14 protein-coding genes are annotated in these 18776 nt (G+C 29.5%); 8 read left to right on the top strand and 6 right to left on the bottom strand.

Annotation, left to right across the window (positions count from 1 at the left end):
* Window positions 1-49 precede the first annotated feature (49 nt).
* Window positions 50-466 (top strand): transcription antitermination factor NusB, encoded by a 417-nt coding sequence (locus HLA87_RS02895; RefSeq protein WP_171111751.1) that lies wholly within the window; start codon window positions 50-52, stop codon window positions 464-466.
* 96 nt (window positions 467-562) lie between these two features.
* Here HLA87_RS02895 and HLA87_RS02890 read toward each other — a convergent pair whose 3' ends face one another.
* Window positions 563-1162 carry an FMN-dependent NADH-azoreductase gene (locus tag HLA87_RS02890; protein WP_171111750.1) on the bottom strand — a complete coding sequence of 200 codons (600 nt, stop codon included), beginning with the start codon at window positions 1160-1162 and terminating at the stop codon, window positions 563-565.
* A gap of 175 nt (window positions 1163-1337) precedes the next feature.
* Here HLA87_RS02890 and HLA87_RS02885 point away from each other — a divergent pair, with 175 nt between their 5' ends.
* Together HLA87_RS02885 and HLA87_RS02880 are read left to right on the top strand one after the other, a co-directional pair.
* Complete coding sequence (locus HLA87_RS02885; protein ID WP_171111748.1) at window positions 1338-2027, top strand: nuclease-related domain-containing protein; 690 nt, start codon at window positions 1338-1340, stop codon at window positions 2025-2027.
* Window positions 2027-2827: a YgjP-like metallopeptidase domain-containing protein gene (locus HLA87_RS02880; RefSeq protein ID WP_171111746.1), complete on the top strand. Its 801-nt coding sequence runs from the start codon at window positions 2027-2029 to the stop codon at window positions 2825-2827. Before HLA87_RS02885 ends, HLA87_RS02880 begins: the two co-directional genes overlap by 1 nt.
* A gap of 64 nt (window positions 2828-2891) precedes the next feature.
* Here the strand turns inward: HLA87_RS02880 and mgtA are convergent, their stop codons facing one another.
* Window positions 2892-5603 carry a magnesium-translocating P-type ATPase gene (gene mgtA / locus HLA87_RS02875; protein ID WP_171111744.1) on the bottom strand — a complete coding sequence of 904 codons (2712 nt, stop codon included), beginning with the start codon at window positions 5601-5603 and terminating at the stop codon, window positions 2892-2894.
* A 116-nt stretch (window positions 5604-5719) separates the two neighbouring features.
* Here mgtA and HLA87_RS02870 point away from each other — a divergent pair, with 116 nt between their 5' ends.
* Window positions 5720-6805 carry a M42 family metallopeptidase gene (locus tag HLA87_RS02870; RefSeq protein ID WP_171111742.1) on the top strand — a complete coding sequence of 362 codons (1086 nt, stop codon included), beginning with the start codon at window positions 5720-5722 and terminating at the stop codon, window positions 6803-6805.
* A 172-nt stretch (window positions 6806-6977) separates the two neighbouring features.
* Window positions 6978-7790 carry a hypothetical protein gene (locus HLA87_RS02865; RefSeq protein ID WP_171111740.1) on the top strand — a complete coding sequence of 271 codons (813 nt, stop codon included), beginning with the start codon at window positions 6978-6980 and terminating at the stop codon, window positions 7788-7790.
* Between the two features lie 75 nt (window positions 7791-7865).
* Here HLA87_RS02865 and HLA87_RS02860 read toward each other — a convergent pair whose 3' ends face one another.
* The 4 genes from HLA87_RS02860 to HLA87_RS02845 are packed head-to-tail and all read right to left on the bottom strand — an operon-like array spanning window position 7866 to window position 12416.
* The gene (locus HLA87_RS02860) at window positions 7866-9416 is read right to left on the bottom strand and encodes a type 2 periplasmic-binding domain-containing protein (RefSeq protein ID WP_171111738.1); all 1551 of its coding nucleotides are present in this window, start codon (window positions 9414-9416) and stop codon (window positions 7866-7868) included.
* Window positions 9406-10233 (bottom strand): ABC transporter permease, encoded by an 828-nt coding sequence (locus HLA87_RS02855; protein WP_171111736.1) that lies wholly within the window; start codon window positions 10231-10233, stop codon window positions 9406-9408. Before HLA87_RS02855 ends, HLA87_RS02860 begins: the two co-directional genes overlap by 11 nt.
* Window positions 10226-11056 carry an ABC transporter permease gene (locus HLA87_RS02850; RefSeq protein WP_171111734.1) on the bottom strand — a complete coding sequence of 277 codons (831 nt, stop codon included), beginning with the start codon at window positions 11054-11056 and terminating at the stop codon, window positions 10226-10228. Before HLA87_RS02850 ends, HLA87_RS02855 begins: the two co-directional genes overlap by 8 nt.
* Entirely contained in the window at window positions 11046-12416 is a 1371-nt protein-coding gene (locus HLA87_RS02845; RefSeq protein ID WP_171111732.1) for an ABC transporter ATP-binding protein, read from the bottom strand. The genes HLA87_RS02850 and HLA87_RS02845 overlap by 11 nt, the downstream gene beginning before the upstream one ends.
* Window positions 12417-12869: 453 nt before the next feature.
* On the opposite strand from HLA87_RS02845, the gene HLA87_RS02840 reads away from it, so the two are divergent.
* The 3 genes from HLA87_RS02840 to HLA87_RS02830 are packed head-to-tail and all read left to right on the top strand — an operon-like array spanning window position 12870 to window position 18361.
* Entirely contained in the window at window positions 12870-14699 is a 1830-nt protein-coding gene (locus HLA87_RS02840) for a M3 family oligoendopeptidase (protein ID WP_171111730.1), read from the top strand.
* A gap of 36 nt (window positions 14700-14735) precedes the next feature.
* Window positions 14736-16538, top strand: coding sequence for an ABC transporter ATP-binding protein (locus HLA87_RS02835; RefSeq protein ID WP_171111728.1), 1803 nt, complete (start codon window positions 14736-14738; stop codon window positions 16536-16538).
* An 11-nt stretch (window positions 16539-16549) separates the two neighbouring features.
* Window positions 16550-18361, top strand: coding sequence for an ABC transporter ATP-binding protein (locus HLA87_RS02830; protein WP_171111726.1), 1812 nt, complete (start codon window positions 16550-16552; stop codon window positions 18359-18361).
* The last annotated feature ends 415 nt before the right edge of the window (window positions 18362-18776 follow it).

Raw genomic sequence — 18776 nt, 5'->3', positions numbered from 1 at the left:
AATTGAGTATTTTTATATATTAAAATTTAAATTAGTATAAAATAAAATCATGAAATCACGAAGAATAAATAGAATAGAAATAATTAATGCATTATATTCATGCGAGTTATTAGGTGTTTATGATCTAAAAAATATTTTTGAACACAATGATGAATTAACAACCGAGCAATATAAACAAGTTGAAAAAATATCACTAAATCGAGAATATTTGAAGAAAATCATCGAAAAGTTTTTGATTGAAAAATCATGAGATGAAGAGAGCCCACTAGTTAGAGCTATATTGTTAAACGCAGCTTATGAATTCTTTATTTTGAGCGCAAAAATCGTGATTAATGAAGCTGTAGAAATCACAAAAGACTTTTTTGGTGAAGAGTTAGAACTATACAAACATGTTAACAAAGTCCTAGACAGCATTTATAAATTTTTTGTTGTTAACGAAGCATTAATGAGAAAATACTTAAAATAAAACAAAAACACCAATTGGTGTTTTTTTAATAGCGATAATAATATTTAAAAAAGCGCAATGAATTTAATTTAACTCGTTTTGGTTAAATCACTGACATTAAAATTTATCTATTATAGATAATAGTTTAGGATTTATTTCGTCTATGATTTCTTCGTGAGTCATTTCACTTCTTGGCGCAACTTTGTTTCCATCAACTAATAATGTATTGACAGATTTTGCTCCCAAGAATTCAAAAATACCTTTTAAGTTATCTAAAAAAGCGCCAAAAGGATATCAGCCAACTGGAGCACCTTGGGTTCCGATTAAAATAACTCTTAATTTGTCTAATAAACCAACTGATCCACCTTTTTTACTGTATTTGTAAGAAAAAGTTTTATTTGCAACGGCTATAGCATCTATAAAATTCTTAATACCTGCTGAATATGAAAAATTAACCATTGGTGTTGATAAAACCAAAACGTCTGTATCGTGTAAAATGTTAATTCATTGATCTGAATCAACATTTTTGAAAAAATCGTCAAATTCTTCTGCATTCAAAACAAATTTGACAAATTCAGAATTAGTTGTATCCAATCTTGTTAAAAATGAATTTTGATGTTTTTCCATCAATTTTTTAATCATTTCATTATTGATTTCTTGAGATAATGAATCCTTATTTACTGTTCCAGTTACTGATAAAATTTTTAATGATTTCATAATATTTCCCCCTAAAATTTATTCAATTATAACACCTATAATACCACTATATTAAAGCATAAATAAATATATATTTAACATTGTCGCATAGCAAAATTACCTAATAATGAATTATTAAAATTAATCTTTTTCATAATATGTTGAAGATAAAATTCAAATTAAATATAATAATTATATGCAAACAAATATAAGTAAAATTTCAACTGAAATGAAAATCGGAATAATCTGCGGAATAATTGGTATGTCATTGTTAATAGTTTTGATTTTAGCTCTCTACATTAGAAATATTATAAGAACAAGTAGAAAAGATACGGCTGGTTTTGCTTTTGAAGAGCAAATTACACGCCGTTTAGCTTCTTATTGTAAAAATTCAAATTATAGATATATTAAAGGCGAGAAATTTAAATATGCTGGTGAAAATTTCTTTGAAATTGATGGATTTTTAATGACAAATAAGTTTTTAATCATTGTCGAAATAAAATACATCATTGGTGAACTAACAGGTCAAGCTAGCGACAAATTAATAAGTGTAATAAACAATGGTAATACCACTAGATTTACCAATCCATTAATTCAAAATTTTAGACATATTGAACATTTTTATAAAATGTGCGGTTTTAAATTCCCTGTTCTTTCATTGCTAATATTACCTAACGGTTCCGAATGCAACATAACTCATCAAGGTGCTTGGTCGGTTGTAGCAAATGAAGATAACTTTGAGAATGTTTTACTTGAATTGGATGAAGAACTAAAAGACATACCTAACATTTCAAAAGATAAAATTGACGACATATTTGCAGCGATTAAAGAACATAAAGTTGTTTCGCTTAAAGATATTAAAAAATGAAATAAAGGAAAAAAATAGTGTTTGAAAATAAATTGCTTGATATCAAATTACACCCAGAAAAATATAAGTTTTTTTGTCCCTACGACTTAGATTCAGGAAATATGGATAATAATGTTGCAACATCTTATATTTACGCAAATAACATTATTTTAGTTAAAGCTAAGATATTGAGCAAATTTAGTAATAACACAAAAAAATTAACTGAAGGGCAGACAATTCTTGACGGGAAATTAATAGATAAAATACTTTCCAAGGCACAACTTAGTAAACAAAATTGCAACATAATTAGTGCTGATTTAAACAACAATTCAATTTATATTTTTGGTAATAAATATAGTGTTTTATTCCACTTCAATAATTCGATTAACGAGCAACTATTTCTTGATAAAACTAAAAATATTGCACATTTTTGACTAAAAAATAATGCGCAAGTAAATAGAGAAATCAGATACAAAAAAATGATTGCAATACTGAGTTCAAATTTAAGAATAATAATCACACAAATACAAACTAAATACGAAAAACTTTTGGCTATTGATCATATACCTTTTAAAATTCAACCTCTTTCAAGTATTTGAGGTAGATATAAAAAATTCTTAAGCGGGTCAGCTGAAATTAAATACAATTTAACTTTAATTGGGTTGGGAATAGATTTTATTAGTGCAGTTGTAGTGCATGAACTTACACATCATTTTCATAAAAATCACGGCCACGAATTCAGAAATGCAATGTATAAATTAGACACCAATTCAGTTAATTATGATAAAAAAATGAAACAATATAATTCTGTTAAAGTAGATTTAGTAAAACTAAATTAATTTTACGTGGCGTATTGAAAATTGTATATATTAGAAAAAATAGGATACCTAAGTATCCTATTTTTTATAATAATTCCTTATATTTTTTGATATAAATTTGTTTTACTATTAATGTCAATAATACATACAATAATATTGAGCCTACTAGTAATGCATAGAATCAGGAGTTTAACGCTTGTACTTTAAGAGCTGTGTTTAATCATGGGATATAAGGACAAACTGTGATTAGTATTGAACCAATTATCGAAAAACACAATAAAGGTAGGGCAGGACGAGATTGAATAAACGCAACTTTTTCAGTTCTTATAAAATGTATTACCAATGATTGAGTTCACATTGAAATTATGAATCAACCAGTTTGGAATAACATCATAAACTGTTCATCATCCACGCTTAACGAAGGATATAAATAAGGTATAAAAACAAATCTTAATAATACGAATGCCAAAATATCAACTATGGATGAAACAGGGCCAAATCAAAGCATAAATCGAGCAATAGATTTTGGATTCCATTTTCTTGGCTTTCTCAATAAATCTTTATCAACATTATCTCAAGGAATAGCTCCGCATGAGATGTCATAAACTAAGTTTAAAAATAGAATTTGTACAGCCATCATAGGAACAAAAGGTAGCACTAAAGCAGCAAATAAAATACTTATTATGTTTCCAAAATTACTTGCAACTGTCATTTTAATGTATTTGTTCATGTTTGCGTATGTTTTACGACCTTCAATGATTCCAGTTGCTAAAACATTTAAATCTTTTTCAAGCAAGATAATATTCGCACTTTCTTTGGCAATATCAACTGCAGTATCTACGGAAATTGAAACATCCGCTTTTTTCATTGCTGGGGCATCATTAATACCATCTCCCATATAACCCACAACATGTTCTTTGTCTCTTAAGGCGGTAATTATTGAAGCTTTTTGATCGGGCGAAAGTTTAGCGAAAATATTATAATGTTCAACGATATCTTTAAGCTCATCATTAGAGAGCCCTTCAATATCTTTACCAAGTATAACCTTTTCACTAGGGATACCAACTTGCTGACATATTGCTCTAGTTACACGAGCGTTATCTCCTGTTAAGATTTTAACTTCAACACCATGATCGTGTAAGTTTTTGACAGCACTGGCCGTCGACTCTTTTGGGGGATCTAAAAATGCTAAGTAACCAATTAGAATCATTTCTGATTCATCTTTTACGGCAAAACTTCCCACAGAACTAATATCAACGTCTTTGCGAGCTACAGCGATAACTCTCATACCTTTATCATTTAAATCATCAACATTGGATAATACTTTCTTAATAATGCGGTCGTTAAGAACCTCGGTTTTGCCTTTTATTTCAATATGAGAACAAATCGAAAGCATTTCTTCAACAGCACCTTTTGTGATAACTTGTGCCTTTTGATTGCTATCTTTGACGATTACTGACATTCTTTTTCTTTCGAAGTCAAATGGTATTTCATCTATTTTTGTGTATTCACTTTCCAATGAACGCAGTTGTTCATCAATCGCGCTAAGTTCATCAGTCTTATCTATAATTGACAAGTCAAGTAGGTTTTTTAAACCGGTTTGATAATATGAGTTTAAGAAGCCATAACGTAATACACGATTATTATCCTTCCCTAAAACGTCAAGATGGCGCTCAAGAACAATTTGGTCCAGCGTTAAAGTACCAGTTTTATCCGTACAGAACACATCCATTGCTCCAAAGTTTTGTATTGAATTTAAACTTTTTATGATTGTTTTCTTTTTCGACATTGTGACAGCACCCTTCGCTAAGGTCGATGTAACTATCATCGGCAACATCTCGGGAGTTAAACCAACAACAACTGAAATTGCGAATAATAGTGCTTCAAGTCACTTACTACTATCTCCTTTAATCTGACCTTTAACGCCAATAATAAGAAAAACAATTGGTACAACAATTAGCATTATTTTAATTAATAATCACGAAATTGATTTAATGCCTTTTTCAAAATCAGTTTTTACTGGTTTTTCGTTGATTTTTTGAACAACTTGACCAATATATGTTTGATTACCTGTTGCAACTACTATCGCACGGGCAGAGCCAGATATAACATTAGAACCCATGAAAGCCAAATTATGATAATCAACTAAATTTTCGTAATTGTATCCTTCAACTAAATTAGCTAGTTTTTCAATGGAATGCGACTCACCAGTAAGAGATGATTGAGAAACGAACAAGTCTTTTGCTGACAATATTCTAACGTCTGCCGGAATAATATCACCAGCTGCTAAAATAACAATATCTCCCGCAACAATTTCTTCTAAAGGGATCTCGTAAAAAACTCCATTTCTTTCAACCCTTGCTGTAGTTGAGATCATCTTGACTAGCTTTTCTGACGATGCGCTAGATCTAACTTCTTCGACTAAGTGTAAAATTCCACTTAAAATTACCATTGAAAGGATAATAACCATAGTTGCTGGTTCCGCTGAATCTCCTTGATGGAGTGGAATTATAATATCAGTTACCATTGATATTAAAGCTAATACAATTAAAATTATTGAAAATGGGTTTAAAAACGATTGCACAATTTTATGCCATAACGTATTCGAAGATTTTTTGTCCAATTTATTTGAACCGTATTTCTCAAGGTTCGTTTCAAATGCTGCATCATCTTTCAAACCTTTTGATGAAGAATTAAATTCTTTATATAAAGCATTAGTGCTAGAGGTGGCGGCATTTTGCATTCGTAATTTAATTTCTTGTACATTAAGTACTGGTTTTTTGGTTTTCTTGGCCATAAACACCTCCTTGGCTTAATAATTAAATTTTATATTATTATTTGAGTTTTATATTATGTTTAAATAAAAAAGAATTATCATTATTAGTAATATATATTTGAAAAGGAGAAATAAAAATGAGTAAATATACTAAATTAGCAACTCGTCTTAAAGAATACATGGAAATAGAAGCCATGAGTAGATACGAAGAACCCGTTGCACAAGCTTTAAAAAATAACACACAATCTAACAATCTTGAATACACAAGAGATGGTTTTGGTTCTTTGATTATTTCTAATAAACAAACAGATCCGAACGCACCAGTAATTATGATTGCTGCTCACATGGATGAAGTTGGATACTTTGTTAGAAATATCGAAGAAAATGGTAATATGTTAGTTTCGCCAGTTGGTGGAATCTGACCAGCTACTGTAATAGGTACAAAATGCAAATTAGTTACAAACAGAGATAACAAAGTAATTTATGGAGTTTTTGGACATACTTCAATTCATATTTTAGAAAGTGAAAAAGTTTCAAAAGTCCCAACAAATAAAGAGCTATATATCGACTGTGGTTTTAATTCAAAACAAGAAGCCCTAGATTTTGGAATTGAAGCAGGGGATAGAGTTTACATGTCAGGTGAAGCTATTGATATGCCTAACAATTTAATTGCTGGTAAGGCAATGGACAATAGAGCCGGTGTTACAGTTATTGACTTTTTGGCAAATAACATCAAAGATTTAAAACTTCCTAATAAAACCTATATTGTCGGAACAGTTCAAGAAGAAGTAGGTTTAAGAGGTGCTAAAACCGCAACCTCAATTATTGACGCTGATGTTGCAATTGCAATTGATACATGTGCAAGTCACGATACGACAGGTTGCATCAAAGGTGGAACTAAATTAGGAGATGGTGTTGCTTTACTTGTCAAAGACGGTGGTTTATTAACAAATCCTAAATTAACAGAAATATTAATGTCATTAGCTCGTAAACACAATATTCCCGCTTATAAATACATATCTGAAGGAGGCGGCAATGATGCTACATCACTTCAATATGGTAAAGGTGGTGTTCCGGCTATTACATTTTCATTACCACAACGTTATTTACACTCTCCAATCGGTGTGTGTTCATTAGTTGACATTCAGGCAGCAATTGATTTAGCAACTGAATTTGTTAAAATGTTCGACGCAGAAAAAGCAAAAGAATTAAAACATCAATAATTATCAATTTACCAAAACAAACAAAATTAATGTGTTTTGGTTTTTTTATCAAAAATAAATCAAAATTCCGGAAATATAAAGCACATTAGCCTATTGATGTGGTATTTTTCGCTAATTTTTCCAAAAAAATGTGAAAAATAATAAATTTACAAGTAAATAAATTGGAGGATTTATGAAAAAAAATATTAAACTAGGATTGCCTATTATTGGTTTAACTGTTTTGCCATTTTGTGCGACAGCTTGCAATAGTAACAATCAAGATAAAAATAAAATAGAGGTAACTAACGAAACAAAAGTTGACAACAATAATATTAACACCGAAATTAATACAACTGTTACAACAACAAATGATGAATCAAATAACAATAAAACTGAAGATGATTCAAAAATCAACCATGTTAAAAAAGCTGAAGAAATCGAAAAACATAATCTAGAAAAAAAATATAATCGTAATAGTATTTCTTTAGAAATTGCAGGAATAGAACAAATATCATTAGAGGATTTTAAACCTAATTTTGAGACCTATAAAAAACAAATAGTTACAAAACTTGCTGATGGAGAAATTCCAAAAAATTACAAAATAGATTTTTATTTAAACCCGCAGGTATCAGGGTTTGCAAGTAATTCTGAAAAAAAGGGTAAATACAAAAATATTGGTATAACCATTACATCTGATAAAAATATTACAATTAAAATAGAATTTGTGAAATTACATGGATTTAAGTTTGAAGAAAGTACATTACCAAAACCAAGACAGGAAATCATTGATGAATTGAACAAAATTACAGTAGACAGCCCTAGAGCAGAAGACATCAAAATACTTGAATCTGTTAAAACTAAAATCGATTTACTAAAAGAAAAAGAAGCAAGAAACGAAGAATATAAAATATACGTTCCTAAAAAAATGATTTCTGAGCAAAAGGAAAAACAATCATCAACAGGTGAAGTTAAAAATGATTCAACAGTAACAATTGAACAAAAATAAAATAAATTTTTACCTATACACTCAATATTGTATTCATTAAGAAAAAAACAAACACTCGAGGCGTTTGTTTTTTGGTTACTTTTTAGTTTTTTGATTTCAGTATGTTGTTAGGTTGGTTTGTGTTTTTTGATCTGTTGGAACAATAGCTTTATGCACAACATTATAAGAATATAACACTTTATTTGTTACTGGGTCTTTTATATCGTAATTACCCTTAATTTCATACAATTGTTTAGCATAAAATTGTTCATAATCATCTAGGTCTGAAAACTTATTTTCTAGTGCATAGTTATATTGTGCTTTAAATGCCGGAGTATAAGAAACATAGTCAAAGTTTGTTCAAGCACTAAATTTTTCAACTGTTTCTGTTGGCAGCGTTGATCAATCAAGCTGATTTAAACCACCTAAAAAAGCTTTCTTCGCAGTGTTAAGAAGTTGATCGTAGGTCTTTTCATCTACTAAATCACTTTGTGCTAACACTAAACCATCAACTAGTAATAAGTTTGATTTTGGTCTAATAAATCTAATAGTTCCATCAGCAACTGTTTCGATATTATCGGTTGAAAAATATGCATCTGTTGCGTCGCCATTATAGATAATTCCTGCTTGAATATTTGACTGGTCATTGATTAAATTAGTTAAAAGCAACTGACCATCGCCTAATAACTGAACATTAGAATCTGTTAAAGAATATCCAGTACCATCTTGAATTAATTTTGAAAAATTATCAATTAAAGATTTATATAAATCAGGAACTTCAACAGTACTTGCATTACCTGAAATATTATTGTCAAAGTATTCTTTTTCATTATCATATTCATAGGCAGAACCATAAATCATATTATCTCTAACAGCATCGGTAATTTCTCAACGGTTATAGCCGTTAGCTCTTAATGATTTCAAAACATCAATAAATCTTGTTTCTTTTTTATCGATGCTCTTATCTTTGTTAAATCCAGAATTGTATAAAGAATTAAGGATTTTTTGGTCTGTTTCGTAAAGTTTTTTGCGACCTTCAGGAGTTGACAAGTCAAAATTCTTTAAATTCTTATCAACTTTTGTTGGGTTATATGCAACAACCATATCTTGGCTGAAATAAGGAATAAAATAATTGTATAAATGACGTTTTACTCCGTCTTTTCAATCCTTTCCGTCAAAATCTGTCAGCAATGTATTATCATATGACGCTAAATGTTCTCAAACTTGATCTGTATATAAACTCTTTTGAAATTTGCGATATTCATCACTCAATTTATACTGGTCAAATGTTTTGTTTAATGCCCAAGCTGGTGTTTGATCCCCAAACAATTTTAAATAATCTATCTCTTTTAGTTTATCTCGTCTAATCAATTGAACTGCTTGTGCATCTGAACCAATTCCACCGATAGCTTTTTTAGTTAAAATTGCCTTAGTGAATTCGTTAAGTGTCTCAAATTGTTTAAAATCGTATTTTTCGCTGATTATTGCTACGGCATCATCTGACATATACGATTTATAATTGTAAAATGTAGGTTTAAATGGTTTTTTAAATTTATATGTCACACCAGCAATCATTGCCGCACCTATTGCTGTTGCTCCAACGCCTAAACTTATTTTTTTAATTAATGATATTGTTTTAGTTTTCATTGTTGCCTTTCGGTGCTATTTTTTTAAGTTTATTTTTACGAACTTTGTATGCGATATAAATAGCATTTCCAATTAAAGTTAATGTAAGGACGGCAGCACCAACAACAAGACCTCAACCTCTGAAGTTACCTTCATAAAGTTTTGTACCTAACGTTGATGTATTGGTAGTTGTTTTTAAAATTATGAAATCATCAAATGAAAGAAAGGCAGCGACTAATCCAACAAAAATTATTGAAGGAATCATGTATATAAAATAGGTTTTGAATCAAGTTTTAAATTTAGAATAACCTAAATCTTGACTTGCTTCAAAAAGAGAACGTTCAAATTTTTCGCTTCGTGGATACATTAAACTAATGCCATATGGCAACGCCATAACTGTATGTCCAACAATCCCTCTTAATAAACCTTCTTTAGCAACTGATAGTGTTCCAAAAAAGAACGAGAACACAAGCACCAAGCCAATAGCTGTTATGTTATCAGGGTTAATCAAAGGTATGTTGTTGACTGATTTAATTACCCTTTCGTAATTTTTATTCTTTTGTCTTCATAAAGCAAAAACAGTAACTAATGAAATTGAAATAACTAAAACTGCTGTAAAAATTGCAATAATTACTGAGTTAATTAACGCTACGTCACGTCCGCCGTCAAAGAATGTGGTTCATGCTTCGGCACTAAATGTGTTTCATTTAGATGATAAATAACCCTTATCACTAGGTTTGTTAAAACTAAAAATTGCTGCAAAACATAATGGAATGTATGTTAATGCCAAAATTATATAAATATAACTTTTCTTTAGAAATTCAGTAAATTTAGACATGTTTACCTCTTTTCGCTAATTTAATAATTGCTCGTGGTAAGAAATTAATTATTCCATAGCAACCTATAAAAATTGCACTTACAACTAAAACTAGTACTGAACCGGCAGATAATTCAAATGCGTTTGAAGCATCTGAATATTGGTTAATTAGTGACCCTACCGTCTGTAATTGAGCTGGGTTAGATAATAATTTATCGCTGATAACAAATGTAGTAGCAGAAGCTAGGAAAATTAAGCTTAAACCACTTAATATTGCTTTAAAACTGTAAGGAATAACAACTTTAAACAGTGTTTTTATTTTGTTATAACCTAAATCTCCACTGGCTTCAATAATATTTTTAGGCATATCTCTAAAAACTGAATATAGAGGCATTATCATGTAAGGCAAGTTTAAATAAGTTAAAGCTAAAATCATAAATCATTCAGCATTTAAAACATCCTCGTCAAACATGCTTAAGAAAAACCCTCTAATTGCATAAATTTTAGCAATTGTGAAAATAATCATCGGTGAAAGAATTAAACTCATTGCGTATATTGGCAATATCTTGCTTTTCGATGTAGCAGTGAAATACGCATAAGGAAAACCAATTAATAGGCAAAGAATTGCTGAAATAACACCAATTTTTAAACTACGCCCAATAATTTTCCAAGTATTGAATTCTTTAACTAACTGCGCATTGTCAAAATTTTCTCTAGGAGTAAAAGCTTGGACAATGATTAAAATAACAGGCAAAATTATCAAAAATATTGCGATTGCTATATAAGGCAAAAGCATCAATAAACGCTTATTTAAAGCTAATTTTGTGCTTAATTTAGAATTCATCATTTGAATAATCTCACTTAGGATCTTTTGCCATGATATGAATTGAGTCAATTGTTCAACTAATTGAAACTTTTGCTCCCTCTTCAAATTTCTTCGCAGTTTCTACAAAAATATGGTAACCATTTTTAAAAACCACTTTTAAATAGTAATAACTGCCACGATATGACATTTCTTCAATTTTACCGATAATACCTGTTTTTTTTCTAGTTTCATCAGCGTACATAATGTCAACGTCTTCTGGTCTAATTAAAACATCTACTTGCGAATTTTGTTCAAATTCATCTTCGTCATGAACGGTTTTAAAAGTTTTATCCATGAATGTTACTGTAGCATCTTCATTGAATTTTGCACTATAAATATTTGAGTCCCCAACAAAATTTGCTACTCATTTATTAACTGGATAGTCATAAATTTGTTTCGGAGTGTCATATTGTTCAATAACACCGTCTCTCATGATGGCAATACGATCTGATAGTTCTAATGCTTCATCTTGATCGTGAGTTACGAAAATAAATGTAATTCCTAAACTTTGTTGTAGGCTTCTTAAAAGTTTTTGCATTTTTTCTCTAATTTTGGCGTCTAGTGCACTTAGTGGTTCGTCTAAAAGCAAAATAGTTGGTTCAATAACTAAAGATCTAGCAAGGGCAACACGTTGTTTCATACCGCCTGATAGTTCATTAATCGCTTTAGTTTCTGAACCTTTTAATCCCACTAATTCCACAATTTTTGCAACTTCAGCATTCATTTCTTCTTTTGAAATTTTTCTTGTTAAGTATGCTTTTTCAAAGTTTTCTTTTTTCATATCAACATAATTTTCTCAATATGAATAGTTGAAATCTGAGCGGTCTAATCATTTTCTTCTTCTTTTGTAAGGAAGAGAGTTAGTTTTTAATTTTTGCATTTCTGATTCATATTTCTTTTGCAATGAATCTAGTTTAGCCATTTCTTGTTTAGCTTTTTTATCTCATACTTTAATTTTTTGCTCTAATAAAGCTTCATGTTTTGGGTTAATGGTATCTTTAGGAATTCTTTTTAAAGATAAACCATATTTAATATTTCCCTCAACATTTAAATGTGGGAAAAGAGCGTAATCTTGGAAAATGGTTGATAAATCTCTTTTGTGAGGCGGTAAATCTTTAATATCTCTATCATTAAATTTGATTTCTCCACGAGTTGCTCTTTCAAAACCAGCAATAAGTCTCAAAATTGTTGTTTTTCCTGAACCTGATGGTCCTAGCAAGGTAACAAACTCACCTTTTTTAATTTTTAAGTTAATATTTTCTAAAACTACTTTGTCACCGAATTCTTTAACAACTTCTTTTAATTCAATAACATTTCGAGTGTTTTGTGTTTTATTCATAAATCCTCCTAAATAGTTATGCGTAAATACTAGTGAGCCAGGCAACTCAACTAGTAACTATTGGAAGCTAAATCAAACAAGTCTTCGAAATACTCGGCATATGAAAAACTAAGTGAGGTACAAAACTCACTTGAAAAATTCTGTAATATATACTTAGTACCTGTCTTAAATGAATCTTTCATAATATTGCTTATTATATATAACTTAAATTTTTTATAAATAAAAACATATTATTTTTTTTAGGTATTTTGCTTACGCTAATTCTATAAAAAATGAAATCTTATTTCATTATTATTTTTTAATGATTTTTTTACTAATTTACTGATTATTCAATTGAACTAGTAAAAGTAATATTTCAATATACTGAACTATAATGCACATTCCAGATACGTTACTTAAATATTGTAATATAATGAATTATTATATATAGAATATTAATATTTAGGGGTAATTATGAAACAATACAAAAATTTAAAAGAAGTGGACAAAAAATATTGCTTCGATCTTGATAGTTTGCTAGAGGGAAAAACTATTGAACAACTATTCGAAAAATATACCGAATTAATGAAATATTTCATTGATACTAAAGATTCAAAATACGACAATATCGAAGCCTTTATTGAAAATTTGAACAATCGTGAAGAAGTTGGAATATTAACCAACAGAATTCACAATTACATATCAAATAACTCAAATAGAGAGCTGACAAATGGTTATTTTACTGAATTAAGTAACAAATGAGATTTGATCAACCATGAAATTGCACAAAAAATGGGTTCAGAAACTGTAAGATTTTATAAAAACATCGATAAGATAAAATCTTGAATCAACGACGAAAGACTTAAAACTCATAAAAAGTCTTTGGTTGAAATAATTGAAGAATACGATCATAAATTAGATGACTCAGTTGAAGAATATATCATTAAAAAAGAAAAATCATCACCATCGTTTGAAGGTGTTTTTGACTTAATAACCGATGCTGAAATGGACTATGGATTCCCTCTTGATTCAAAAGGAAAAAAACACAAATTAAGTCCTGCAGTAAGATTACAATATCTGAAATCTAACGATTCCGTTTTGAGAAAAAATACTGCCATTAATTGACAAAATGCCTTATATAGACATAAAGATTCCTTGGCTAATCTTTTATTCCAACAATTCAATACAATTGCAACAGAAGCAAATATCAGAGGTTACAAAAATTCAGTTTATATGTTAACAAAAGAAGATAAAGTTGATGACGAATTATTGCAATCCCTTTTTGAAAGAGTTAGCGGACTAAAAAATGTTATTTCTAAAAAGAACAAATGATTTAAAAAGTTTTATGAAGCTAAATTCAATGAAAAATTTCGCCCAAAATATGACTCATTCAGGGAATTAGCCAACGTTAAGTCCAACTACACGGTTGAAGAAATGAAACAAACTGTTTTTGAAGCTTTGAAACCTTTTGGAAAAGAATATTCCTCTATGATTCAAAAGGCATACGATGAAAACTGAATAGATTTTATGACTATAGATAACAAAGTATCGGGAGCATATTCTATCGGTTCCACATATGGATTGAATAAAAAGTATATATTAATGAATTTTGATGGAGATTTAGGTTCTGTAGAAACATTAGCTCATGAACTGGGTCACTCAATGCATTCATACTTCAGTGATAAAAATAATGACATAAACAATTCTGACTACCCTATATTTTTAGCTGAAATAGCCTCAATTTTCAATGAATTGATGCTGTATGACTACTTATTAAAAACTTCTAAGAATGATTTATTTAAGTTCAAAATAATACAAAGCATGATTGATGGCTTTATCGGAACCGTACACAGACAAACACTTTGAGCAAATTATGAATACAATTTATACTCCGCAATCGAAAAAGGCGAAGTTGGTCCAAGTTATGAATCAATAGCAAAAATTTATTATGAAAATTCATTAAAATATTCAACAAAAAAACCTAAATTTGACAAGAAAGATCAAATAGGTTCTGTTATAGTTCCTCATTATTACTATGGTTTTTATGTATATAAATACGCAATCGGACAATTAGTAGCAAACTTTTTCTATACGAAATATAAAAATGAGGGCGAAAAGTTCTTACAATCATACATCAGCAATTTCTTATCAGCAGGCGGAAGTGATTATCCATTAAATATATTAGCTAACGTAGGCGTTGATTTAAAAAGCGATGAGTTTTATCAAATAGGTTTCAAATACTTTGAAGAATTAGTTGAGGAGTATATAAACCTAGGTAAAAAAATATTCAAAATTTCCAAATAAACACATATTACAATGTAATCCGATAAAGGAGGCTATATGATTAAAATGTTAAAAATGCTACCAAAAAAAATTAAATTCACATTTATTTCAGGGGCAATAATAGCTTTTATTGCTGTTATTGTTAGTTTGCTTTTACCAAATTTTATATCTCAATTTATAAGATTAATTTTTGATGATAAAGAATTACAAACAATTGAACTATTGAGTGGAAAAATTACTTTATTTAAAGATAAACCGCGAAATGAGGTTAGAGACTGACTAATAATAATGATTGCTATTCAAACCGCAATAACTGCTCTATTAACATTTGCGTTTACAGCTATATTTGTATATGGTGCAGAGCAATGCTCATATTTTTATAGAATGAAACTATATGACAAGATTAATAGTTTAAGTTTAAAAAATATTTCTGATTTAAAACCAGAATCAATTATGACTAAAATTTCTAATGATGTTGCTGTCTTTTGAGACTTTTTAGTTGTTGGTTTTAGTACGATGATACGTGGTTTTATGATGATTGTCGGCGGGATAATAATGGCCTTTATGGTTAATACAACAATGGCACTCGTTATCACGCCTGTTATTCCCGGTCTACTTATATTAATTGCAATAATAGGTAAAATAACAAGTCCCTTAATTAAGAGAACGCAAAAAAATCTTGAGTATGTTACAAAAAATATTGATGAAAACATTAAGGGATCTCGAACGATAAAAACATACAATCTCGAAAATAAAAGAAGTAAGCAATTCTCTGGTTCTAATGAAACATGATACAAATTAAGTGTTAAATTTAACTCGATAATTTCAATTCTTCATCCTGTGTTCTATACATTAATTAATTTTGTTGTAATTGGAATATTCATGGTAGTAAGACACCAAACACTAGAGCATGTTGCAACAGCAACTGACTTAGTTAATATGAACATTTTTATTGAATACTTATGAACAATTGGTTTTGGAATTATTTTATTAACTGTATTTATTATTTTTGGTTTTAAGGCAAAGGTATCAGCCGGAAGATTAATGGAAATATTTAATGCAAAAGCAGATAAATTGTATGTTGAAAATGGAATTAAAATTTCGGATATCACCAACCGAAATGAACCAAATTATGATTTAAATATCAAAAATTTAAACTTTAAATATTATCAAGATAATCCAAACTACGCCTTAACTGATATTAATCTAAACGTTCCGTTCAAAACTTCGCTAGGAATTATTGGGTTATTTGCCTCGGGAAAATCGACTCTTGTATCGTTGCTGTTAAATAATTATGTATACAATGAAGGTTCTATAACTATTGGCGGACACGAAGTTAACCAAATCAACACCAAACAATTATTAGACACTGTGGGTATAGTTTATCAAGACCCAATGTTATATTCTGGAACCATTAGAACGAATATGCTATGAGCCAAACCCGATGCCACTGACGAAGAAATAAATCTAGCCTTAAAAAATGCTTGCGCTTATGATTTTGTGTATAAGTTCGATGATAATCTAAATCACCCAGTTACACAAGGTGCTACAAACCTTTCAGGCGGACAAAAACAAAGAATTTCAATTGCTAGAACACTTTTACGGAAACCTAAGATTTTAATCCTAGACGATTCAACGAGTGCACTGGACAATATCACAACCAAAACAGTAATTAATAATATTATTAAAAATTATGACTGTAGCACTATTCTAATTTCTCAAAAAATTGGCGCATTAAAAAATTGCGATAAAATCGCTGTAATGGATTCAGGTCGCATTATTGACCAAGGTAGCCACGAGCACTTAGTCAAAAATTGTCCTTTCTATGAACAAATTCATCAAAATCAATTAGAACAATAAAGGAGGTTAAAATGAAATTAAAACGTAAACTTGGTTCAACCCTTGGCATTATTAAGTTAGTTAATAAATATTCTGGAAAATCAAGATGATTATTGTATTTAGGATTTTTAACTACCTTAATTAATTCGATTGCTTATATTGCGGGTACCGTTATTACTGGTTTAATAGTTTCACATGTTTTTACACCCGAAGCATTTCAAGAACCAACAAAGTTCAATCATAACTACTTTAATTTGATGGTGTCATTAATGAGTTTATCATTCTTGACTTATGCAGTATTTAGATTTGTAGAATTTAGAATTTATATAATTTGTGGTTATGCAACAGCTAAAAATATGCGTAAAATTGCAATGGATAAATTACTAAAAATGCCTGTTTCTTTCTATGATAAGAAAAAAACTGGAGACCTTATTTCCACTTTGGTTAATGATGTTAATAACATTTCAGTGTCTTTAAGTCAAATTTTAAACCAAGTTCTTTCAAATATAACTCACCTAGTAATCACTGCAATTATGATGTTTCTATACAGCTTCACAATTTCATTAATTACAGGTGTTATTACTGCAATATTATTCTCGGTTGCTGCCGTTATGATTCACAAAGCGCGCCCACGAATTGAAGCTGTTTGAGATGGCTTTGGTGATTTGAACGCGTTTGTTGAAGAAAGCGTTAAGAATATGAAAATCACCAAAACCTTTGGCCGTCAAAAAGAATCAACTGAAAAATTCAAAAAAATTGCTAAACACATCTATAAAAACGCATTAGTTGCTGACTTATATGGGCAAATTGCCAATCCATGATTTATCATGTCTACTAATATCGTTGTCTTAGTCTGCGCAGTCTTGGCATTGGTGTTCAAAAACTATAATCTTCCGCTATGAGCATTGATGCCCCACCCAAATGGTCCAGATGCAGGATTTATAGTTGCTTATGTTGGTTTAGTCTTCAATATTACTGGTGCATTGCAAACAATTACCAACACAATATTTGCTTCACAAAATGGGGTAGTTTCTTCAGAAAGAGTTAAAGAATTAGTTAATTTAGAACCACCTAAAGAATTATCAAATCAAGTAGATTTAACCAATGTCAAAGGTCACATTAAATTTGACCATGTATGGTTTAGATACAACACTTCTAAAGATGAATGACACCTAAAAGACGCGTCCTTCCAAGCATTGCCTGGCCAAAGCATAGCTTTAGTTGGTGCGACCGGTGCTGGAAAAACTACCGTTATCAACTTATTAAGTAAATTTTATGATTACGAAAAAGGTTCAATAACAATTGACGGAATCGAATTAAAAAATATTACAAAAACTAGCCTAACAAACGCCATGGCTGTTGTTTTACAAGATTCATTTATGTTTAAAGATAGCGTTTACAACAATATTTTAATTGGCAACAAAGATGCTTCCCAACAACAAGTCTACGATGCCGCTGATATTGTCTCGGCTCACCAAACTATTTTACGTCTTGAAAAAGGTTACGATACTAAATTACAAGATAACGATATGTTACTTTCTAAGGGACAAAAACAACTACTAGCCATTGCTAGGGCAGTATTAGGTGATAAGAAAATATTAATTTTGGATGAAGCCACATCAAATATTGACTCTAACACCGAAAAAATAATTCAAGATGCGTTATCTAATACTATTATGAAAAATAAAACAAGCATTGTAATTGCGCATCGTTTAAGCACAATTAAAAATGCTGACTTGATTCTTTATGTTGAGGATGGCTACATTGTTGAGCAAGGCACACACGAACAATTACTTGCTCAACAAGGAAAATATGCCTCGTTATATAAATCACAATTCGCTTAAAATAACATACAAAATTTAACACTTGAAAAAGTGTTATTTTTATTGAACTATATTGAATTAAAATAATTTGCTCTATAACACTCAATATTAATTGAATAGGTTATTTATTCATCTATTCTCAGGATTTAAAAATATATAATAGCAATGCGAATATTATCGACAAAGATAATTTAGGATAAAATGAATACATATTTAATTTTAGAAATATCAATGTTTAATCTTTTCATATTAACGCCTTCTTTTTTTTATAATATTCAATTCGCTTGCATTTATTCATTTACATAAAATATTTATCTAAAATTATGAAAAACTAACTCAATAGTTTTTCTTTGTTTATCTACAATTTGATTTTTCTTATCTTTTTAATATTCATAATAAGTTTGACTTATAGGATTAAAAAAATATTAATAGATAG

The organism is Mycoplasma miroungigenitalium (assembly GCF_013008635.1).
Classification (GTDB): Bacteria; Bacillota_I; Bacilli_A; order Mycoplasmatales; family Metamycoplasmataceae; genus Mycoplasmopsis; species Mycoplasmopsis miroungigenitalium.
Note: the sequence above shows the minus strand (reverse complement) of the source record. Positions and strands in the feature narration are given on the sequence as shown.